Source organism: Marinobacter sp. L-13 (assembly GCF_056857715.1).
The window spans coordinates 17,210-38,596 of record NZ_JBSXNQ010000068.1; the positions used below are offsets into that span (position 1 = coordinate 17,210).

Annotated in this window: 16 protein-coding genes; 3 read left to right on the forward strand and 13 right to left on the reverse strand. The window is 57.5% G+C overall.

The genetic code is table 11. From position 1 onward, the window contains the following. Window positions 1–2: 2 nt before the first annotated feature. From AC13DD_RS19350 to urtA, 6 genes are all read right to left on the reverse strand, one after another. Complete coding sequence (locus tag AC13DD_RS19350; RefSeq protein ID WP_014578802.1) at window positions 3–1,049, reverse strand: aliphatic amidase; 1,047 nt, start codon at window positions 1,047–1,049, stop codon at window positions 3–5. A 14-nt stretch (window positions 1,050–1,063) separates the two neighbouring features. Continuing rightward, entirely contained in the window at window positions 1,064–1,753 is a 690-nt protein-coding gene (gene urtE, locus AC13DD_RS19355; RefSeq protein WP_014578803.1) for an urea ABC transporter ATP-binding subunit UrtE, read from the reverse strand. Between the two features lie 2 nt (window positions 1,754–1,755). Continuing rightward, window positions 1,756–2,514, reverse strand: a complete 759-nt coding sequence (urtD, locus tag AC13DD_RS19360; protein WP_482931613.1) for an urea ABC transporter ATP-binding protein UrtD — start codon at window positions 2,512–2,514, stop codon at window positions 1,756–1,758. Then, the gene (urtC, locus tag AC13DD_RS19365) at window positions 2,514–3,722 is read right to left on the reverse strand and encodes an urea ABC transporter permease subunit UrtC (protein WP_064229506.1); all 1,209 of its coding nucleotides are present in this window, start codon (window positions 3,720–3,722) and stop codon (window positions 2,514–2,516) included. Before urtC ends, urtD begins: the two co-directional genes overlap by 1 nt. Before the next feature lie 9 nt (window positions 3,723–3,731). Then, window positions 3,732–4,658, reverse strand: a complete 927-nt coding sequence (gene urtB / locus AC13DD_RS19370; RefSeq protein ID WP_014578806.1) for an urea ABC transporter permease subunit UrtB — start codon at window positions 4,656–4,658, stop codon at window positions 3,732–3,734. Window positions 4,659–4,757: 99 nt separating this feature from the next. Next, the gene (gene urtA, locus AC13DD_RS19375; protein WP_014578807.1) at window positions 4,758–6,029 is read right to left on the reverse strand and encodes an urea ABC transporter substrate-binding protein; all 1,272 of its coding nucleotides are present in this window, start codon (window positions 6,027–6,029) and stop codon (window positions 4,758–4,760) included. Between the two features lie 298 nt (window positions 6,030–6,327). Between urtA and AC13DD_RS19380 the strand changes: the two genes are divergently transcribed. From AC13DD_RS19380 to AC13DD_RS19390, 3 genes are all read left to right on the forward strand, one after another. Then, the gene (locus AC13DD_RS19380; protein WP_482931614.1) at window positions 6,328–9,711 is read left to right on the forward strand and encodes an ATP-binding protein; all 3,384 of its coding nucleotides are present in this window, start codon (window positions 6,328–6,330) and stop codon (window positions 9,709–9,711) included. Next, the gene (locus AC13DD_RS19385) at window positions 9,698–10,603 is read left to right on the forward strand and encodes a response regulator transcription factor (protein WP_053113353.1); all 906 of its coding nucleotides are present in this window, start codon (window positions 9,698–9,700) and stop codon (window positions 10,601–10,603) included. Before AC13DD_RS19380 ends, AC13DD_RS19385 begins: the two co-directional genes overlap by 14 nt. 108 nt (window positions 10,604–10,711) lie before the next feature. Continuing rightward, a complete protein-coding gene (locus AC13DD_RS19390; RefSeq protein ID WP_482931675.1) occupies window positions 10,712–11,398 on the forward strand; it encodes a DUF3047 domain-containing protein in 687 nt (228 codons plus the stop codon). Between the two features lie 14 nt (window positions 11,399–11,412). On the opposite strand, the gene AC13DD_RS19395 is transcribed toward AC13DD_RS19390, so the two are convergent. From AC13DD_RS19395 to glmU, 7 genes are all read right to left on the reverse strand, one after another. Further along, window positions 11,413–12,249 carry a substrate-binding periplasmic protein gene (locus AC13DD_RS19395; protein WP_273085249.1) on the reverse strand — a complete coding sequence of 279 codons (837 nt, stop codon included), beginning with the start codon at window positions 12,247–12,249 and terminating at the stop codon, window positions 11,413–11,415. A 91-nt stretch (window positions 12,250–12,340) separates the two neighbouring features. After that, window positions 12,341–13,846, reverse strand: a complete 1,506-nt coding sequence (gene nhaB / locus AC13DD_RS19400; protein ID WP_482931615.1) for a sodium/proton antiporter NhaB — start codon at window positions 13,844–13,846, stop codon at window positions 12,341–12,343. A 342-nt stretch (window positions 13,847–14,188) separates the two neighbouring features. Beyond that, on the reverse strand, window positions 14,189–16,342 hold the full coding sequence (locus AC13DD_RS19405) for a TonB-dependent siderophore receptor (protein WP_482931616.1): 2,154 nt from the start codon (window positions 16,340–16,342) through the stop codon (window positions 14,189–14,191). A gap of 106 nt (window positions 16,343–16,448) precedes the next feature. After that, window positions 16,449–17,408, reverse strand: coding sequence for an AraC family transcriptional regulator (locus AC13DD_RS19410; protein WP_482931617.1), 960 nt, complete (start codon window positions 17,406–17,408; stop codon window positions 16,449–16,451). A gap of 55 nt (window positions 17,409–17,463) precedes the next feature. Next, a complete protein-coding gene (locus AC13DD_RS19415) occupies window positions 17,464–17,934 on the reverse strand; it encodes a hypothetical protein (RefSeq protein ID WP_482931618.1) in 471 nt (156 codons plus the stop codon). 101 nt (window positions 17,935–18,035) lie between these two features. Beyond that, window positions 18,036–19,868: a glutamine--fructose-6-phosphate transaminase (isomerizing) gene (gene glmS, locus AC13DD_RS19420; protein ID WP_430416160.1), complete on the reverse strand. Its 1,833-nt coding sequence runs from the start codon at window positions 19,866–19,868 to the stop codon at window positions 18,036–18,038. A gap of 30 nt (window positions 19,869–19,898) precedes the next feature. After that, window positions 19,899–21,263 (reverse strand): bifunctional UDP-N-acetylglucosamine diphosphorylase/glucosamine-1-phosphate N-acetyltransferase GlmU, encoded by a 1,365-nt coding sequence (gene glmU, locus AC13DD_RS19425; RefSeq protein ID WP_482931619.1) that lies wholly within the window; start codon window positions 21,261–21,263, stop codon window positions 19,899–19,901. Window positions 21,264–21,387 lie beyond the last annotated feature (124 nt).

The window sequence follows — 21,387 nt, forward strand, 5'->3', positions numbered from 1 at the left end:
GCTTAGGCCCCTGCGGATTTTTCCTTGCCGTCGAACGGCAGCTCGCCCACCGGGCACTCAGCGGTGCCTACCGTCTTCCGGGTCATGGCCTCCACATTTTCCTGCGCCTTCTGGGCGTCCATCACCCAGGTACGGTAGAACTCGAACGGACAGTCGGCCACGCCCTTGTCGCCGTCCCCGGAGGCATGCACACCGGTGTAGCCCCGGTGCAGCAGCTTGAACAGGTGATTCTGGGACTGGTCGTTCGCACGGGCATCACGGATCTGGCTTACGGACAGCTGGGCATACTGAATGCCCATGTCTTCCTCACCGCATTCCCCGAGGGTACGGCCATCGAAGCCGATGATCGCGGAGTGGCCGAAGTAGGAATACACGCCGTCAAATCCGGCGGCGTTGGCCACCGCAACGTAACAGTTGTTGGCCCAGGCCATGCTCTTGGCCATCATCACCTGCTGTTCCTTGGCCGGGTACATGTAGCCCTGACAGCGAACAATCAGCTCCGCCCCCTTCATGGCGCAATCGCGCCAGATCTCGGGATAGTTGCCGTCATCGCAGATGATCAGGCTGATCTTCATGCCCTTTGGACCCTCGGTGACATAGGTAGTGTCACCCGGATACCATCCCTCGATCGGACACCAGGGGATACACTTGCGGTATTTCTGGACGACCTCACCCTCGTTGTTGATCAGAACCAGAGTGTTGTACGGCGCCTTGTTGGGGTGATCCTCGTGTCGTTCTCCGGTGAGCGAAAACACGCCCCAGGTGTTCGCCTCACGACAGGCGGCGGAGAAGATGGCCGTTTCGTCACCGGGCACGGTGGCCGCGGTCTCCATCATTTCCTCGTTGTCGTACATGATGCCCATGGTGCTGTATTCCGGGAACACCACCAGGTCCATGCCCGGCAAGCCGACTTTCATACCCTTGATCATGTCAGCGATGTTGCGGGCGTTGTCCAACACCTCGGCTTTGGTATGCAGCCGCGGCATCTTGTAGTTCACCACCGCCACGCCGACGGTATCGTTGCTGCTGGAAATATCACCGTGTCTCATCGTTCTGCTCCTCGTTAAACCGCCAGATAGCTCGCAATCTTGTCCTGATCCGCTTCTTCCCGGCTCTCTTCGTGCACAATCGCGCCCTTTTCAATCACCAGGATCCGGTCTGCCGCATCCATCACGAAGCTCAGAACCTGCTCCGACACCACAATCGACAGGCCCCGCTCATCCCGGATGCGCCGAAGGGTCTGCGCGATTTCCTTGATAATGTTGGGCTGGATACCTTCCGTGGGTTCGTCAAGCAGCAACACCTTGGGCCGGGTGGCCAGTGCCCGGGCAATAGCCAGCTGTTGTTGCTGGCCGCCAGAGAGGTTGCCACCACGCCGGTTCTGCATTTCCTTCAGTACCGGGAACATCTCGTAGAGGTCCTCGGGTACCTTCTTCTCACCCACGGCGGCCAGGCCGGTCTCGATATTCTCCCGTACCGTCAGGGTCGGAAAGATCATCCGCCCCTGCGGCACGAAACCGATTCCGGCGCGCACACGCTGGAAGCTCTTCAGGCCGGAAAGGTCGTTCCCATCCAGGCTGACCTCACCGCCTCGCGTGGGGGTCATGCCCACCAGCGATTTCATCAGCGTGGTCTTGCCCATGCCGTTACGCCCCACCACGGCGACAATTTCGTTCTTTGCCACGTCGAGGTTGAGGTCATCGATGATGGTGCTTTGGCCGTAGGCCACCGAATGATGTTTGATGCTCAGCATGATCAGTGCCCCAGGTAGACTTCGATGACTTTCGGGTCCGATTTCACGTGCTCGATGGACCCCTCGGAAAGGACTTTGCCCTGATGCATGACCGTGACCCGGTCAGCGATATCACCGACAAACTGCATGTCATGCTCGATCACCAGTACCGTATGGTCCCTGGTAATCACCCTCAGCAGCTCGGCGGTTTTCTTGCGCTCGGTGACGGACATCCCGGCCACCGGCTCATCCAGCATCAGCAGGTCCGGTTTCTGGATCAGCAGCATGCCGATCTCCAGCCACTGCTTCTGGCCATGGCTCAACGAAGCAGCCGACTCATTCAGGGCCTCGGTCAGGAAGATGGTTTCAGCCACTTCCTCTACAGCCTTGATCACCTCCGCGTCGCGCTTGAATCCCAGGGCGCCCATCACGCTGTGTCCCTTTGGGTAGGACACTTCAAGGTTTTCAAAGACGGTCAGGTCCTCGAACACCGACGGGGTCTGGAACTTCCGGCCCACACCCGAGTGAACAATCTGGTGCTCCTTGAGCTTGGTAAGCTCCTTACCGTCAAACTTGATGGAGCCGGACGTGGCCTTGGTCTTGCCGCAGATCAGGTCCAGAACCGTGGTTTTACCGGCACCGTTGGGGCCGATGATGACCCGGATTTCCTTCGGATCCAGGTAGAAGGACAGGTCATCCACGGCCTTGAAGCCATCGAATGACACGGTCAGGCCTTCGACCGCCAGCAGGAAATCCCCACTTTTGCTTTTGGCTGCACTCATCACGATTTCTCCGGGCTGTAGGAATCGATCATCGGATCGTAATCAGGAGTCTTCTCAGCGGTCGGCTTTGGCTCTGCGGTTTTTTCCGCGGGCTTGGCCTCCAGCTGTGCACCCTTGTTGCGCTTGAAGATCTTGTCTTCCAGGGGCATGACGTAGGTCTGATACAGGCCGGCCAGACCGTTCGGGAAGGCCAGTACGACACCGATAAACAACGCACCCATGGCAAACGGCCAGAGTTCCGGGAAGGATTCCGAAAAGCCACTCTTGGCGGCATTCACCAGCAAGGCACCGTAGACCGCGCCGAGGATGGACAACCGGCCACCCAGGGCACAGAAGATGACCATCTCGATGGAGGCGACAATGCCGATGAACGACGGCGACATGAAGCCGACAATCAGGGTGAACATGGCACCACCGACGCCGGCAAAAGCCGCTGCCAGGCAGAACACGAAGATCTTGAAGGCGGCAACGTCATAGCCGGAAAAACGAACTCGGTTTTCCTGGGCGTTCATGGCCACCAGGATGCGGCCCAGCTTCCGGTTCTGGACAAGGCGCGCCACAAACAGGCAGAGGAACAGCATGCCAACACAGACAAAGTACAGGATGGTCCGGGCTTCATCGGTGCGGATGTCCCAGCCGTTCAGCGTCTGCAGATCGGTAATGCCGTTCACACCGCCGGTATAGCCCTGCTGTCCGATAATCAGAATCGTCAGGATTGCGGCGATAGCCTGGGTGATGATGGCGAAGTACACGCCCCCCACCCGCCGGGTAAACATGGCGAAGCCGATAACAAACGCCAGCAGAACCGGCACACCGATCACCGCAAGCAGGGTAAAGGAGAAGCTGTGGAACGGTTCCCAGAACCAGGGCAGCTCGGTGAGCTGGTTCCAGTCCATGAAATCCGGGATGCCGGGGGTGGACTGGATGGCGGTGGCCTCCGGAGTGGAGGCCTCCAGCTTCAGGAACATGGCCATGCAGTAGCCGCCAAGGCCAAAGAACACACCCTGGCCCAGGCTGAGAATGCCGGCCTTACCCCAGCACATCACCAGGCCAATGGCGACAAAGGCGTAAGTCAGGTACTTGCCCACCATATTCAGGCGGAATGGGTCCAGCGCCAGTGGCAAAAGCACCACCAGCAACACGGCCAGTGCGACGTAATACAGTCCCTCGCGGGTGGCAAACCATTTCAATGGGGATGAACTCTTCATGACAATCTCCTAGCGACGGACCTTGAGGGCCATGAGTCCTTCTGGACGCAGCATCAGGATGCCGACGACGACCAGCAGGGTGAGCACCTTGGCCATGGAACCACTCAGGAAGAACTCCATGGTGGACTGGGCCTGGGATATACCGAAGGCGGACACAATGGTGCCAATCAGGCTCTGGGCACCGCCAAACACCACCACCAGGAAGGTGTCTACGATATAAGCCTGGCCAGAGGACGGACCGGTGGAACCGATCATGGTGAAGGCAGCACCAGCGACGCCAGCGATGCCACACCCGAGGGCAAAGGTGGCTCGGTCGATACCGGCACTGTTGATACCAACGGCTTCAGCCATGGGCCGATTCTGAACCACCGCCCGCACTTTCTTGCCATAGCCGGATCGGTACATCAGGAAATACACGCCCACGGCAATGGACAGCGCGATGATCATGACGAACAGGCCGTTGATGGGCAGCTCCACCAGGTCAGTCACCTGGATCGCCCCCATCATCCACTCGGGCAGGTCCACACCCACTTCCCGGGCGCCAAAGATGGATCGGTAAGCCTGCTGCATGATCAGGCTCAGACCCCAGGTGGCCAGAAGGGTATCCAGTGGTCGGTGATAGAGTCGCCGTATCATGAGCCATTCAACGAATGCCCCCAGGGCAGCACAAATCAGGAAAGCCAGAACCATGGCGACGAAGAAGTAGCCGCCGAACAGGCTCGGCAGATAGGACTGGAAAAAGCCGGATGTCAGGTAGGTTGTGTAGGCGCCGAGGATCATGAACTCCCCGTGGGCCATATTGATCACCCCCATCTGACCAAAGATGATGGCCAGGCCCAAAGCCATCAGTACGAACACTGAAAACAGGGAGAGCCCGGCAAACCCCTGCATGGCAAATATCGACATCAATTCACTGCTGGTGTAGCCATCAAACATGACCCTTACTCCCCTTTAGACCAACTTACCCTTCAAACCCTTAATCTCGTGTTGCAGAGGCAACGGATGCTGGCGCCCGGGGGCGCCAGCAGTCCGGGCTTATTGGTAGCCTTCCGGGAACGGGTCCGGTTCCATCAGTTCTTCGGTCTCGTAGACAACCTTGTACTGGCCGTCAGGTTGAGCCTGGCCGATACGGGTCTTGGACCACAGGTGATGGTTTTCGTGGATGCGCACGTAACCTTCTGGCGCTTTCGTGAACTCGATGCCTGCGAACTCTTCACGGATCTTGTCGATGTCGAATGAGCCGGCTTTTTCAACCGCAGCTTTCCACAGCCATGGGCCGAGATAAGCCGCCTGGGTCACGTCACCGATGACCATGTCATCGCCGTAGGCTTCCTTGAAGGCCGCAACAAATTCCTTGTTGTTGGGGTTATCGAGGCTCTGGAAATACTTCATGGAGGCGTAGATGCCGTCCACGTTCTCACCGCCGATACCGCGGATCTCGTCCTCGGTCACGGAGATGGTCAGCAGAAGGGGCTTCTCATCGGTGAAATCGATACCGGCCGCTTTCATCTGCTTGTAGAAGGCCACGTTGGAGCCGCCTACAACCGAGGCAAAGATCACGTCCGGCTTGCGCAGCTTGATCTTGTTGATAACCGAGTTGAACTGGGTGTGACCCAGCGGATAATACTCTTCGCCAGAGACCTTGAGGCCCAGCTTGTCCTCGATGTGCTTGCGGGCGATCTTGTTCGAAGTACGGGGCCAGATGTAGTCCGATCCGAGCAGATAGAAGCTTTTGGCACCCTTGGTTTCTGCGGCCCAGTCGATACTGGCAAGAATCTGCTGGGTCGCTTCCTGGCCGGTGTAGACAACATTGGGCGACTGCTCCAGACCCTCGTAGAAGGTGGGGTAATAGAGCATGCCGTTGTATTGCTCGATAACCGGGAGAACGGCCTTGCGGGAAGCCGAGGTCCAGGCGCCGAAGATCGCAGCAACGTTGTCCTGGCGCAGTAGCTTCCGGGATTTTTCAGCGAAGGTCGGCCAGTCACTGGCGCCGTCTTCCTGAACGAATTCAATCTGGCGGCCCAGGACACCACCGGAGGCGTTGATCTGGTCAATAGCCAGCTTTTCCGCCTGAACCGAGCCAATCTCACTGATCGCCATTGTGCCGGTGATGGAGTGCAGAATGCCGACCGTAACGGTGTCATCCGTCACCGCCAGACCGGTCGTGTTGACCTCTGCTGTGGCCGGCACTGCCGCCTGTGCCGACGTCGCAAGCATGACGGAAGCCGCCAGCGTCATCAGGCTCTTTTTCAGCCCCAGTCCCTTACCGAACGACCGCCCGTTGGCGGCTTGATCTGTCGTATCCATGGTGATTCCTCGCAGTTTTTGAAGTCCGGATCCGCGCTTCCTTTCGAAAGCACAGCGCCCACGAGACTCATTCTGCTCGGCGCCCCCATGGGTGCCCATTCGGCAATCGCCCCAGCGTGCTACGTCATTTGACGCATTCCTGTCACCGGCAAGAAAGGCTAAAAACGCAGGCATGCAGAAAGAAGAACATCCCTGCACCGGTCTATGGCACGGATATTGATCCTGCTTTCCTATCCGGTGCATTTCAGCTTGAAGCTGCACTAACGCGGGGCGTCCAGAAACCAAAGGCAAGGCAGTCATGGCGGCAAGACAGAATATTTTTCGGGTTCGGCGCAGCTACAATCAGTGGGTAGCCAACCAGACCCTGGAAGACTATGCGCTTCGCTTTACCGCCAAGAGTGCCCGGCGCTGGTCTGCTGCCCGGGTAAGCAACACAGCGCTGGGCGCCATCTCCTTTCTGGCGCTGGAAGCCATCGGCGGCTCCATTACCCTCCACTACGGGTTCGACAATGCGGTCGCCGCGATACTGGCCGTCAGTCTGGTGATTTTCCTCACCGCCATCCCGATCAGTTACTACGCGGCCCGTTACGGCGTCGACATTGACCTGCTGACCCGCGGTGCTGGCTTTGGCTATATAGGCTCCACCATCACCTCGCTGATCTACGCTTCGTTCACGTTTATCTTTTTCGCCATCGAAGCCGCCATCATGGCCATGGCACTGGAAATGTTATTCGGAATTCCCCTGGTCCTTGGATACCTGATTTGCTCCGTGGTGATCATTCCCTTTGTAATCCACGGGATCACCACGATCAGCCGGTTCCAGGTCTGGACCCAGCCAGCCTTCATCTTTTTCCAACTGGTGCCCTTTGTTTTCATTGTTTACGCGGATGCCTCTTCAGTCAGCGACTGGACACAGTTCGAGGGACTTAACCCGGTTGATTCCGGTGGCTTCAGCATCGTTATGTTCGGGGCTGCGGCGGCTGTGGTTTTCTCACTGATTGCCCAGATCGGCGAGCAGGTGGATTTCCTGCGCTTCATTCCAGAACCCCGCAATGCCCGGGAAAAGCGACGGTGGTGGGCCGCCGTTATGGCAGGGGGACCGGGCTGGATTGTGATCGGCATGTTGAAAATCCTGGCGGGCTCCTTTCTTGCGGTTCTTGCCCTGAAACAGGGCGTTACCGCCTCGGAGGCGGCTGATCCCACCCAGATGTATCTGATCGCCTTCAATTACATTACCCATTCGCCCGAGATCTCCCTGGCGATGGCGGGCATTTTCGTCATTCTTTGTCAGCTCAAGATCAACGTTACCAATGCCTATGCCGGCTCCATCGCCTGGTCCAACTTTTTCTCGCGACTCACCCACAGCCATCCCGGACGAGTTGTCTGGCTGTTTTTCAACGTCGCCATTGCCCTTCTGGTGATGGAACTGGGTGTTTACCGGGCGCTGGAGGAAACCCTGGGTTTCTACGGCATCGTCGCTATTGCCTGGGTTGGTTCGCTGGTGGCCGATCTGGTGATCAACAAACCACTGGGGCTCAGTCCCGCACACATAGAGTTCAAACGTGCCCACTTGTACGACATCAACCCGGTCGGGGTTGGTGCCATGCTGACGGCCTCTGTAGTAGGTATCATCTGTCACACCGGCATACTGGGCGTCTATCCGGAGGCCCTGTCCCATTTTATCGCCATGGGAGTCGCGCTGATCATGGCGCCTCTGATCGCCTGGAAAACCGGCGGCCGTTTCTACACAGCACGGCCATTCGTCCCCATCGCTACTGACCATCAGCTCGTGCAATGCACGATTTGTGAACATCACTTCGAACCGGAAGATCTCACCAATTGTCCCGCGTATGACGGCACCATCTGTTCACTTTGCTGTTCACTCGATGCCCGTTGCGCAGACGCCTGCAAACCGGGGGCCGGATATCAGGAACAGCTCAATCAGTTTCTCGGGAGCCTGATGCCAAAACCGGTGCTGGCCGGTCTGCGCTCAAGGCTCGGGCATTTTCTGAGCCTGCTGGTACTCATCAACGGCCTTTCCGGCCTGCTGCTGTCCCTGATCTATTTCAAGACGCCGGTCGCTTCACCCGCTGAAGGCATTCTTTTGTCGGTGACCCTGTGGAAAGTGTTCTTCATTCTAGTGATTGTAACCGGCGTGATCTGCTGGCTGTTCGTGCTCGCCCACGAAAGCCGGGTAGTGGCCGAGGAAGAGTCCCGACGCCAAAACCGCCTCCTGATGGAAGAGATCGTCGCCCACGAACGGACCGACCAGGCTCTTCAGCAGGCAAAAGAACAGGCGGAGGCAGCCAACGGGGCGAAAAGTCGCTACTTGACGGGGATCAGTCACGAACTCCGTTCCCCGCTCAATGCCATACTCGGCTATGCCCAGTTGATGGAAAACGACGAGACCATTCCCTCCCACCGCAAGGAAGCCCTCGGTGTCATTCGCCGCAGCGGTGAGTACCTCGCAGATCTGATAGAGGGGCTGTTGGATATTTCCAAGATCGAGGCTGGCCGCCTGGACCTGCACCGCGATCAGGTTCGAATAGAGCTGTTGATGGAGCAACTGGTGACCATGTTTCGCCTGCAGGCAGAAGATAAAGGCCTGGCCTTCGATTACCACTGCCCCAACCCGCTTCCGGAAATGGTCACCACCGACGAGAAGCGGCTGCGCCAGATTCTGATCAACCTTCTCTCCAACGCCATTAAATACACGGATCGGGGCGGCGTCTCCCTGACCCTCCGTTATCGCAGTCAGGTCGCCGAGTTCACCGTGCGCGACACCGGGGAAGGCATAGCCCCTGAGAATGTGGAACGCATCTTCCGACCGTTCGAACGTATCCGGACACCGGGGCAAAGCCGGGCCGGCACAGGTCTGGGTCTGACCATTACCCGCCTGCTCACGGAAATCATGGGGGGCGATATCTCGCTGGAGAGCGTACCGGGTCAGGGTAGTGTCTTCCGGGTCAGTCTGATGCTATCAAGCCTGCATTCGTCGACACCCCGCTCGATATCAATGCCGGCCAAGCGCATCTACGGTTACCACGGTTCGCGGCGAAAAGTACTGCTGGTGGATGACGATGTGTCCCACCGCCAGGTCATGCGGGCCATGCTGTCGCCCCTGGGCTTTGAAATCGTCGATCTTGGCAATGCTATGCAGGTTTTGGCAACCGTTGAGGCCGAACGCCCTGACCTTGTGCTTCTCGACGTGTCCATGCCGGGCCAAAACGGTTGGGAAGTCCTGGCAATGCTACGACAGCACAAGCACACCATGCCTGTCGTGATGGTCTCTGCCGACGCTAACGAAGGCCACCATGCCGCAGACTCACCGCGTCTGCACGATGGCTACATCATCAAACCGGTTCGGCTGAACCTGTTGCTCGACACCATTGCCAGCGTGCTGGATCTCAGTTGGCGATTCGATAAGAGCCCGGATCCCCTGGCGGCTATTCCTGCACCCGACCATGGAGTTTTGCCTTTACCCAAAATGGAGCAGCGCCTGGCTCTGGCCAATCTGGCCCGGATTGGACACCGCAAAGGCCTGCTTGAGGCATTACATGACCTGAAACACAGCGGCGAGGCGGCCGAACCCTTTGCGATTGAGCTCACCAGACTCACCAATGATTTCCAGTTTGAGAAAATTCTTGAACTACTCGAGGTAGCCGAACATGAAGCTTCATAATGACCGGAAGACTGTCGTGATGGTCGTGGATGACGCGGTCGACTCCATTCGAATGATCAACGATGCCATGGAAGAGGCAGGCATGACCGTGCTGGTTGCCCTCGAAGGCAACCAGGCACTGACCATCAGCCAGAATATCACGCCGGACGTGGTGCTGATGGACGCCCTGATGCCCCATATGGACGGGTTCGAAACCTGTCGTCGATTGAAAGAGAACCCCGCGTTCGCCGATATTCCCATCATCTTCATGACCGGTCTAAGCGATACCGAGCACGTTGTTATGGGGCTCAACGCCGGTGGTGTGGATTACGTGACCAAACCGATTAACACCACCGAACTCCTGGCCAGAATGGATGTACACCTGACGAATGCCCGCATGACCCGCAGTGCTCGTAGCGCCCTAGATACGGCCGGTCAGAACCTGTTTGCGGTGGATCGCGAGGCGAACTTGCTCTGGGGCACGCCCCAGGTTTGCCAGTACCTGCCCGACGCAGCGCACCCCGAATTCCCCGAGGTACGTGCCAGACTGGAGGAATGGCTGGGCCACCGTCCCGAGCCGGGCCACAGCATGCCAGTCGAAATCATGGGCATCGACAGAACGGTAGAGTTTCTTGCCCTTGTGGATAACCGGGAATACCTGCTGCGGCTGAAAACACCACAGAACCAGAACAGCGCAACAGCAGCCTTGCGGCAAAGGTTCGAGCTGACACTGAGAGAATCCGACGTGTTACTCTGGATCGCGAACGGTAAGACCAACCGGGAGATAGGCCAGATCCTAGATATGAGTCCCCGAACCGTTAACAAACACCTGGAGCAGGTATTCCGGAAACTGGGCGTAGAGAACCGGACGGCGGCCGCAGCCAGTGCAATCCGCTTGCTGGCAATCCAGTAATGGCCTCGGGCACTTTTGCTCACAGCGTCTGTCCATCGGGGTACTGTGAACCTGAAAGTGAGAAGCGCGATGAGAAAGACTGCCACATTTTTATCAGTGCTGGTTCTGATGGGCCTGTCAGGGCTCTTGTTGGCACAGACACCATCCCCCCTCACACCTTTCTCGGAAATGCAGTCCCTGAATGATTGCTGGGAGCCTCTGGAATTCCCCAAGATAGATCAGCTCAGCCGCTATGAACTGACAACCGAAGACGGTCAGCAGGTCGTGCGGGCGACCACGGACGGCGGTGCGTCGGGACTGATCGCACGGGTCAGGCTGGAGCCAACCGATTCGCTGATTCTGCAATGGCGCTGGAAAGTCTCGAATGTCTTCGAAAACGGGGATGCCCGGGAAAAGTCCGGGGACGATTACCCCGCCAGAATCTACGTTGCCTTTGAGTTCCAGCCCGACAAGGCCGGCTTTTTCGAGCGCGCCAAGCGCAAGACCGTCGAGGTGTTATTCGGTGAGTCCCTGCCGGGCAATGCCCTGAACTACATCTGGGCCAATACCCTGCCCGAGGGCGAGATTGTCCCCAATCCTTACACCGAGAAAACCATGATGATCGCCGTGAACTCCGGATCTGATAAGGTCGGGGAATGGGTCACGGTGGAACGCGATATCATGGCTGATTACCGGGAAGCATTTGGCGAGGAACCACCTCCGGTGGTGGGTATTGCCATTATGTCGGATTCAGACAACACCGGGGAAAAAGCGACCGCCTGGTACGGTGATATTCGCCTGAATCCCGATTCCTGAGCCGCTTGGGCTTGCTATCGATATTTTTCGGGCAAGCCCGGTATCACAAAGCTCTCGCCAAACTTTCGGATCGGGGGTACTTCACCCTTTTCAGCCAAGCGGATATAGGCATCATCGAACTCTTCGCGCAGTATCGCTGCCCGGGGATTGGCAAGCGAAAACAGCCAGGCGAGATTCCTCAAACGGATCTCCGATTCACGAATCTTCGCATCTTCGGGCATTGAAAGGGTGTCCAGAACGGGATCTCGATGACCCAACAGATAATGCCCGCGACCAAGCTTGAGCATTTCCAAAGCCGCCCGATAGTTGGGTGCCTCGGTTACGTCAATCGAGGCCTCATCCTCCAGCCAGTATAAAAGCCCGCCGTAGGTGTACCCGGCAATCGTGATTACTGTCTTGCCCTGCAGCTGATCAAAATGAAGGAGTGGTCCGGTTCCCTCCAGATACCACGCGCTAAGCTGGGTCGCTAAGGGACTTACCCAAGTCTCAAGAACCTCGCCGTTTAAGACAGGAACGTTAGTTGAACCTGGCCAGACGTCAATCTGACCGTTGCGCAGATACAGATAGACACGGCTGATGGGTAGGTAGAGAAATTGCGGCTGATAGCCTGCTTCGACTGCCACTTTTCGGGTAATCTCAATGAAAGTGCCCGCCGGACTGCCATCCGCTTTCTGATAGGTTATCGGTGGAAAGTCGACATAGGCAATGCGAAGAGGTTTGCCGGCTGTTTCCGGGTCAGCCAGAGTGCCCGTTGATAGCAATAATCCTGCTAGCAAAATCCAAAGCCGGGCACTAAAAAAACGTTTGGCTGTATACATCGAGGAAAATTGGTCCGCGTAGTTTCTGGACATGGAATCCGTATTGTTGGGGTCTGTTAAGGCAAAGATTAACAGACCCGTGCAAATCTGCACTGACACTGCCCGCAAAAATCCCGACAGAATGTCAAATATAGTTAATAACCATGTACAGACCAACGCCGCCCATTACCAGCATGTAGGGAAACGCCATCACCACCATCTTGCCGTAAGACAACCGAACCAGCGGCGCAATGGCAGAGGTCAGCAGGAACAGGAAAGCCGCCTGACCATTCGGGGTCGCCACACTGGGAAGATTGGTGCCGGTGTTGATGGCAACCGCCAGCTTCTGGAAATGCTCATAGCTGATTGCTCCGGCATCCAGTGCCTGCTTCACCTCACTGATATACACCGTGGCCACGAACACGTTATCGCTGATCATCGAGAGAACCCCGTTGGCAATAAAGAACATGCCCGGCTGACGGGCTTCAGGGAGCGACAGCACATAGTCAATGATGGGCTTGAACAGGTGCTGTTCGTGGATCACGGCAACCACCGCGAAAAACACCACCAGCAGGGAGGTAAACGGCAGGGATTCCTGGAAGGCCTTACCAATCTGGTGCTCGTCGGTGACCCCGGTAAACGAGGTAATCAGGATAATCACCAACAGGCCAATCAGGCCGACCTCGGCCAGGTGAAAAGCCAGGCCTACCACGAGTATTGCAGCCGCAAATGCCTGCACCCAGAGTGCCGCCTGATCAGCCTTGGTACGCTTCGCCCGCTCGTTCTCCGCAAACTCCTCCAGTACCCGGCGCACGGGCTTGGGCAGGCGCCCGCCGTAGCCGAACCAGCGCAGCTTCTCCAGAGCCCAGCAGGTAAACAGCCCGGCCGCCAGCACCGGCACGCTCACCGGCGCCATGTGCAGGAAGAAACCGGCAAAATCCCAACCCACCACCTTGGCAATCAGCAGGTTCTGCGGCTCGCCCACCATGGTGGCCACACCACCCAGGGCTGTACCGATAGCGCCGTGCATCAACAGGCTGCGCAAAAAAGCCCGGAAGTTTTCCAGATCTTCCCGGTGCAGCTCGATTACTTCATCATCACTGCCGGCGTTGTGGTCCTTGTGCTGATAGCCCTTACCGGAAGCCACTTTGTGGTAAACCGAGTAGAAGCCCACCGCTACGCTGATGATCACCGCGGTAACCGTCAGGGCATCCAGGAAGGCCGAAAGAATCGCTGCCGCGCTGCAGAACAGAAGAGACAAAGCCGATTTGGAACGCACCCCCACCAGAATCTGGGTGAAGGTCACCAGTAGCAGTTCCTTCATGAAGTAGATGCCCGCCACCATGAACATCAGCAGCAGGATAACCGGGAAGTTGGTGAGCACTTCCAGATAGACCGCGTCCGGCGTGGTCAGGCCAATCAGCAGCGCCTCCACCGCCAGCAGGCCACCCGGGAGAAGGGGGTAACACTTCAGGGCCATGGCCAGGGTAAAAATAAACTCGGCAATCAGAAGCCAGCCGGCCGTGCCCGGCCCCAGGGTCCACATGACAATCGGGTTGGCAACAAGAAACAGCAGAATGACCTGCTTGTACCAGACGGGCGCCTTGCCAAGGAAATTGTGGGTAAAGCCAGAGATAACGGTATTGGGCATTACGGAAATCTTCTGAGAAAACGGGTTATTGGTATTGTGTGCCAGCAAGCCCGCATCTTCCTTGATATTTATGTACCGGAGTATGGGCCAAAGGTACAAATTGAAGACCGGATTTAGTCTTACTAACAAGAAAATGAGGAATTTGCGCTGATCAACACAGATATTTTCGTAATATTACTTAATCAACAGGGAGGCAGCGCAGGCATTTTAACCGATTTGCGTGTCTGTGAGGTCGCTTTGTGAAAAAAATACACAAATGTTCTGACGGATGGGAACTGATGGGGCTCTATTGAAAGAAATTTGTTGGAGCTGGCGCGTCCCTGCGCCAAGAGGATAATTTAATCAGAACCGGTAAGTAACCGAACCTGTGACTTCACGGCGGGTGCCGTAGGTGCCCGAGCTGTCGAAGGCCGTTGCCACGTATTTCTCGTCCAGCAGGTTCTGGGCATGCAGGCCCAGCGACACCTGGCCAATGTCGTAGGTAACAGCGGCATCCACCAGGGTTACATCCGGTACTTCCAGGGCGGAATTGTCCGCGTTGAATGCCGCGCCAAAACTCTCGCCGATGTAACGCACGCCGGCGCCCAGACCCAGGCCATGCAGCATACCGCCCCGGAAGCTGTATTTGCCCCACAGCGCTGCTTCATGCTCCGGGGTGTATTCCAGCGGCTCGCCTTCTTCCACGGGGTTGCTGGCTTTGGTGATCTCGGCATCGGTGTAGGTATAGCTGGCAACCACATCGAGCGCCTGGAACACACGCGTGCGGGCTTCCATCTCAAGGCCCCGCGAGTTGGCCTCGCCCTTCTGCTCATTGGCGAAGGTCGATGGGTTGGTGGTCAGGTAGTCTTGCCGGGTCAGGTCGAACCAGGCCAGTGTCACCAGCGTGTCCGTATTGGGCTGGTATTTTACGCCCACCTCGTATTGGTGAGCGGTTTCCGGCTCGAAGGGATTGCCTGCCGCATCGGTACCTGTGGTGGGGAGAAACGACTCCATGTAGCTCACATAAGGGGCAAAGCCATTCGCGAACTGGTAACTGGCACCGGCACGACCAGTGAAGGCCTCGTCTTCCCGGCTAGCTGTGGCGCCGGTGAGAGTATTGATTGTCTCGGAACGGGCCACGTCATACCGGCCGCCAAGGGAAACCGTCCAACGATCTACCCGGATCTGATCCTGGAGGTAAATGCCGGTCTGTTTGAGTTGTCCGTCCTCGTCTTTAAACAATGGGGCATCAGGGACAGGCGCCCCATAGACAGGATCATAGATGTCCAGGTTACTGGCGGCCCCAAAGAACTGCCGGGATGACACATCGATATCCTGATGGTCGAGGCCGACCAAAACGGTATGTTCTGCCGAGCCCGTCTGGGCAGTCAACTGCAGCTGGTTATCCATGGCCAGTCCGTCAATGCGACCGAAACTGTCGAAGCGCGACCGGGTAATGGTTCTCTGATCCGCCAGCAAGCCGGTGGTGTAGATGGTCTGGTCGTCAACATCGTTACGGTAGTCCCGGACATTCTGACGCAGAACTATCTGGTCATTGATGCGGTGCTCAAACTCGTAGCCGATGGCACTCTCGCGACGCTCATAGGCATCGTACCCTGGCTCGCCGGTAAACCGGTTGTCAGGAATCGGGCCATTCGGATTTGGCTCCAACGTGCCCTGCAACGGGTAACGTTGAGATGGCTGGGTATCGTCGTACTGCCAGTGCGCCAATACCGCCAGTCGGGTGGCGTCCGTGGGCTGCCAGGTCAGGCTGGGGGCCAGGTACTTTCGGTCGTCGTTGACGAAATCTACCTGGGTTTCGCTGTCGCGAACCAGGCCTACCAGGCGAACCGCGAGGGTATCACTGTCGTTCACCGCCCCACTGATATCAAACTGACCCTGGACCAGATCGTTGGTACCAGCCTCAACGCGCACTTCTCGACGGGTGTCGAAAGTAGGACGTTTGGACACATAGTTCACCAACCCACCCGGGCCCGCTTGTCCGTACAGAACGGAAGAAGGCCCCTTGAGCACATCAATGCGCTCGGCGCCATAGGGCTCCAGGCTGTAACCGGCGGCAAAGCCGGGGTTCGCCAGTTTCAGGTTGTCACGAAACAAGCCACTGGTGGCCACATCGAAGCCGCGTATTCTCAGAAACGTGGTGCGCGGCTCGAAACCAAAGGTCTCGCCTCGGGCGCCGGCTGTATAACGCAGAACTTCGCCCAGGTTGGCGGCGTTCTGGTCCTCGATCTGATCCGCTGTGACTGTGGAAATGGACTGGGGCGTTTCAACCATGTTGGTGGTTGTTTTCGTGCCGGTAACGGTCGCCTCTGCGGTGTAGCCATCACTCGGTGCGGTGCCGCTCGGTTCGGCGGCATCTGCAGATACCTCAATTGCATCCAGCTCGGTAACGTTCGCTTCCTGCGCGTACAACATCGGGCTTGCCAGAACCCCGGCTATGGCCAACGCGAGTCCTGACGGGAGAAAGGACTGGCGGTTATCACGGGACGAATTCATTAATCAGCTCCAAACAACGCGCTTTACAAAATAAACTGTAATGCGAATTATTGTCGTTTAGATCCGATGTTTGGTATTCAAGAAAACAAAAATTCTATGCGGAGTGCTAATTTTTCTGGTCAACGTTGCGTTGTCGGGGAGAAAACCCGAATTCCCGGCGATACGCCGTCGAAAAATTGGTCGCGTGTGTGTACCCCACCTTGTTCGCGCTCTGCTCAACACTGAAGCCTTGCTCCAGATAGTGTTTTGCCAACTGAAGCCGGCATTTTCTCAGATAGTCGAAGACCGGAACGCCATACATCGCCCGGAACTTCGCTCGCAGGCCGCTAGGACTCATTGCAGCCATTTGCGCAAGGTCCTTCAGGCTGTGGTCATGGTCCGGGGTAAACTCCAGATGCTGCCTCACCAACTCAAGTCGTTGACGTTGCTGGACCGGAACCACGGGAACCTCCGGAGACTCATGCTCTTGGCCTCCCAGACCCAATCCGGCAAGCTGCAGCGCGAGCCCCTCCAACACCAGATTTTTCTGGGTGCCGGTCATCGTGAGGCCTGCATAGGTCCGTAACAGCTCCTGGAGCGCCTGTGGCACCTTCCATTGGCGCAGGGGCATTCCAGGAAGAACGCTCAGTCCATGCAAGCTGGGAGAGACATGGCCCAATTTGGCGCCCCGAGGGTCGAAAGCGAGCGCCACAATGCTCAGATGCTGTTGCTCTGGCTGGTGGGCCTGCAATGGGTAGTCCGGGTGCAGCTGCATGCTGACTGCAGTCCCAGGCGTCAGTTCGTGTTCGACCGACCCGAGGGTAAGCTCAACGGTGCCATCCAGAACGACCAGCACAAGCAACGGCGCATGACCAGAAGAGACTGATTCATACGCCTGGAGCACCTGAAGCGAAGAAAACGTAAACCGAAAACCCGAAGCCAGGCTGTACTCGGCAATCTCACCCCGGGCAACGATACGGTCATCACTTCCGGTGTCGCCCTGGATGGCCGGAAACCGAAATTCTATGTCGTAAAGCTGCCCGAAACGTTCGAAATCTGCCTGACTGAATGTGTGCAACCTGCCCACTCCACGCCTATCCAACCTGGTCTGCTAACTATGCCTCTGTTGTCCGGTTACGAGGTCAATGGAGCGTCCGTACCATAGTTGCCCGTTTTGGTGGAACGAAAGGTAAGGAGGGCCAGTTGAGGTAGTCAGCAAAAAAGTCTGCGTGCCGTGAAGGATCTATAAGCACAGAAACGCAGTCTTGGATATCACAGCAACCGTCGATGGGGGCGGCATGGTCCGGGTGCTGAAGGCTCTCCAGTGCCCGGAGAATCACCGCGTCCATACCGGCCCGCTCACCGCGATCGGAAAGGGCCCGGGAGACCAGTATGGCTGAGAGAGTCAGTTCGATGTGCATGCAGGATTCATCCCGCGGCCCGTGCAGGCAAGCAAGATCGAAGGCGCTGCCAGCCAGCGAGATAACATCCCGCCACTGCCCCTGCTCACTGCAGTCGTGGGCATTCTCCATCCAGAACAGCCAGAGGTCTTTGCGTTCTTCCAGCGGCAGGTCCGAAAACTGTTGGCGGTGATTGGGACACAGAAATTCCATGACGTTCTCCTTGTTTATTCACGATAATGATAATAATTATCATTATCGTGAAATACAAGAAAACGTTTATTCTGTGATCAAGGCCTTGCTGGCCTGCGGGGCTACTCTACAGTGACGCTCTTGGCCAGGTTCCGCGGCTGGTCCACATCGGTACCCTTCAACACGGCCACATGGTAGGACAGCAGCTGCAGTGGCACGGTGTACACGATCGGCGCTGTAATCGGATGCACGGACGGAATCTGCATCACGTGCAGGCCCTCTTCCGCTTTGACGTCGGCCTTTTTATCAGCAAAGACAAACAGTTCACCGCCGCGGGCCCGGACCTCTTCCAGGTTGGATTTCAGCTTCTCAACCAGGTCATTGTTGGGAGCAACAGTGACCACTGGCATTTCGCTGTCGACCAGGGCCAGGGGGCCGTGCTTGAGCTCGCCGGCAGGATAGGCCTCGGCGTGGATGTAGGAGATTTCCTTGAGCTTGAGGGCACCTTCGAGAGCCACCGGGAACTGGGAACCGCGGCCCAGGAACAGGCTGTGGTTCTTATCCATGAATGCCTTGGACATCTCGGCGATCTCGCCATCCAGGGCCAGCACATCGCTGACCTGGCCAGGTACGAGGTGGAGGGCCTCGACGATTTCAGCTTCCTGCTCCTCGGGCAGCCCATTATGACGGGCCAGAGCCAGGGTAAAGATCAGCAAAGCCGTGAGCTGGGTGGTGAATGCCTTGGTGGAGGCCACGCCGATTTCCGGTCCGGCCTGGGTCATGATCACCAAATCCGATTCCCGCACGAGGGAACTACCCGGCACATTACAGATGGCCAATGCTGCCCGGAAACCTGCTTTTTTCGCCTGACGCAGGGCCGCCAGGGTATCGGCGGTTTCGCCGGACTGGGAAATACAGAGGAACAGGGTGTCCTGCTGGATCACGTGTTTGCGATAGCGGAATTCGGAAGCCACCTCGACGGAACAGGCAACGCCCGCCAGCTCCTCAATCCAGTAACGGGCCACCATACCGGCATGGTAACTGGTGCCACAGGCAATGATCTGGACATGACGAACGTTCTCCAGAAGGTTGGCGGCCTCGGTCCCGAGGGCCTGTTCCAGTACCCGGGTCCTGGTGACCCGGCCTTCCATGGTCGCCTTGATCACCTTCGGCTGCTCGTAGATTTCCTTGAGCATGAAGTGGCGATACTCGCCCTTGTCGGCGGAATCAGCACCGTGCTCGAAGCGTGTTACTTCCCGCTCGACGGCCTTGCCATCGCGGTCGAGAATGGCAATGGCGTCCTTTCGGATATCGGCGATATCGCCTTCTTCCAGGAACATGAACCGGTCGGTCACTGGCAGCAGCGCCAGCTGGTCAGACGCGATGAAGTTTTCGCCAATACCCACACCAATGACCAGGGGGCTGCCCTCACGGCATACCACGAGGTGCTCCGGTTCGTCAGCGTGTACCACCGCCAGGGCATAGGCTCCGCGCAAACGGGCGATCGCCGAACGCACGGAATCATGGAGATTACCCAGGGTGCGGTAGTGTTTCTCAATCAGGTGCGCGACGACTTCGGTATCGGTCTGAGACGTAAACTCGAAACCGTCAGCCCGCAATTCCTCGCGCAGCTCCTGATAGTTTTCGATGATCCCGTTGTGGACAATAGCCAGCCGGTCGCCGGACATGTGCGGATGGGCGTTGATCTGAGAGGGCTCGCCGTGGGTTGCCCAGCGGGTATGAGCAATGCCCAGATGGCCTGCCAGGGGATTAGCTTCCATAGCTTCCGCCAGGGCGGCTACCTTGCCCACTTCACGGGCGCGCTGGACACTGTGGTCGCCACCGATGACGGCCATACCGGCCGAATCATATCCCCGGTATTCCAGACGGCGCAGACCCTCAAGAAGGATACCCTGAACGTCCCTTTCCGAAACCGCGCCTACAATTCCACACATGCTGTTCTACCTGTCTGTTGATCGTTTGTATCAGTGTTTCTTCGGCTTTTCCCAACCGGCGATATTGCGCTGCCGGCCCCTTGCGACGGCCAGTTCGTGGTCGGCTACATCACGGGTGATGGTGGACCCGGCACCGATGGTGGCATCGGCCGCAACGGTAACCGGCGCAACCAGGGCTGTATTGGAGCCGACAAAGACCCCGTCGCCGAGCACCGTCCGGTACTTGTTCACACCATCATAATTACAGGTGATGGTTCCTGCACCCACATTCACATTACGGCCCAGTGAGGCATCACCCACATAGCTCAGATGGTTGATCTTAGTGCCCTCACCCACAATGGCCTTTTTGGTTTCCACGAAGTTGCCCACTTTGGTGTTGGCCGCCAGTTCCGTGCCCGGCCGGATACGCGCAAACGGCCCGATTTGGGCGCTGGCGCCAATTACGGCCCCTTCAATCACGCTGTTGGCCTTGATTTCCGCGCCATCTGCAATGGTGGCGTCTTTGATGACGCAACCGGGGCCAATGGATACATTACTGCCAAGGCTGACCTTGCCCTCGAACACCACGTTCACATCAATCCAGAGGTCATTGCCGATACTCAGCTCGCCACGGACATCTATCCGGGCGGGATCCGCGAGTGTCGCACCTTCTGTCATCAGCCGGTCAGCCTGCTGGCGCTGGAACCAGCGTTCCAGTTCAGCCAGTTGCAGGCGATTGTTGACTCCCTGGACTTCATAGGGATTCTCCGGCTGGGACACCGCAATACGAAGACCCTGTTCCACCGCCATGGCAATGATGTCGGTAAGATAGTATTCGCCCTGGGCGTTGCTGTTGGAGAGCGTCGGCAACCAGGTTTTCAGGTGTTTCGCCGACACCGCCAGTATCCCGGTGTTCACCTCGCGGATCTGCTGCTGCTCGGCGGAGGCATCTTTCTGCTCGACGATCGACTGTACGTCGCCATCAGCACTCCGGACAATCCGTCCGTATCCCTGGGGATTGTCCATGGTGACGGTCAACAAACCCAGGGTGTGGTCACCAAGTGTCCCAACCAATCCGTCGAGCGTCTCATGACGAGTCAAAGGCACATCGCCGTAAAGCACAAGAACACGGGCGTCATCGGGAAGATCCGGCAGGGCCTGAGCCACAGCATGGCCGGTACCCAACTGCTCACTCTGAGTGACCCAGTTTACCGAGGCCTCATCGGTGGTTTCCCGAACCTTGTCAGCACCATGACCTATGACCGTATGGATCCTCTCGGCGCCAAGCTGTTTGGCGGTGTCGATCACGTGATGAAGCATAGGGCGGCCGGCAATCGGATGCAGCACCTTCGGCAGTGCGGATTTCATTCTGGAACCCTGGCCAGCGGCCAGAATGACGACGTGTAGCGGGCTCATGGAAAAGTCAGGCTCCCGGAGTGTTTACTCTCTGAATGCTGAAAATAAAAAAACCGCACCCTTCAGGGCCGGACGGCCAACGCAACACGTTGGTCTTCCAGCCGCTCAGGATGCGGCTTCGGTG

Bases quoted from the DNA above. Each gene is read 5' to 3' on its own strand.
- AC13DD_RS19390 (WP_482931675.1), top strand. From the start codon at position 10,712: ATGGGCCTGTCAGGGCTCTTGTTGGCACAGACACCATCCCCCCTCACA.
- AC13DD_RS19395 (WP_273085249.1), bottom strand. From the start codon at position 12,249: ATGTCCAGAAACTACGCGGACCAATTTTCCTCGATGTATACAGCCAAA.
- urtB (WP_014578806.1), bottom strand. From the start codon at position 4,658: ATGTTTGATGGCTACACCAGCAGTGAATTGATGTCGATATTTGCCATG.
- nhaB (WP_482931615.1), bottom strand. From the start codon at position 13,846: ATGCCCAATACCGTTATCTCTGGCTTTACCCACAATTTCCTTGGCAAG.
- urtA (WP_014578807.1), bottom strand. From the start codon at position 6,029: ATGGATACGACAGATCAAGCCGCCAACGGGCGGTCGTTCGGTAAGGGA.
- urtC (WP_064229506.1), bottom strand. From the start codon at position 3,722: ATGAAGAGTTCATCCCCATTGAAATGGTTTGCCACCCGCGAGGGACTG.
- glmS (WP_430416160.1), bottom strand. From the start codon at position 19,868: ATGTGTGGAATTGTAGGCGCGGTTTCGGAAAGGGACGTTCAGGGTATC.
- AC13DD_RS19350 (WP_014578802.1), bottom strand. From the start codon at position 1,049: ATGAGACACGGTGATATTTCCAGCAGCAACGATACCGTCGGCGTGGCG.
- AC13DD_RS19405 (WP_482931616.1), bottom strand. From the start codon at position 16,342: ATGAATTCGTCCCGTGATAACCGCCAGTCCTTTCTCCCGTCAGGACTC.
- AC13DD_RS19380 (WP_482931614.1), top strand. From the start codon at position 6,328: ATGGCGGCAAGACAGAATATTTTTCGGGTTCGGCGCAGCTACAATCAG.
- glmU (WP_482931619.1), bottom strand. From the start codon at position 21,263: ATGAGCCCGCTACACGTCGTCATTCTGGCCGCTGGCCAGGGTTCCAGA.
- urtD (WP_482931613.1), bottom strand. From the start codon at position 2,514: ATGAGTGCAGCCAAAAGCAAAAGTGGGGATTTCCTGCTGGCGGTCGAA.
- urtE (WP_014578803.1), bottom strand. From the start codon at position 1,753: ATGCTGAGCATCAAACATCATTCGGTGGCCTACGGCCAAAGCACCATC.
- AC13DD_RS19415 (WP_482931618.1), bottom strand. From the start codon at position 17,934: ATGGAATTTCTGTGTCCCAATCACCGCCAACAGTTTTCGGACCTGCCG.
- AC13DD_RS19385 (WP_053113353.1), top strand. From the start codon at position 9,698: ATGAAGCTTCATAATGACCGGAAGACTGTCGTGATGGTCGTGGATGAC.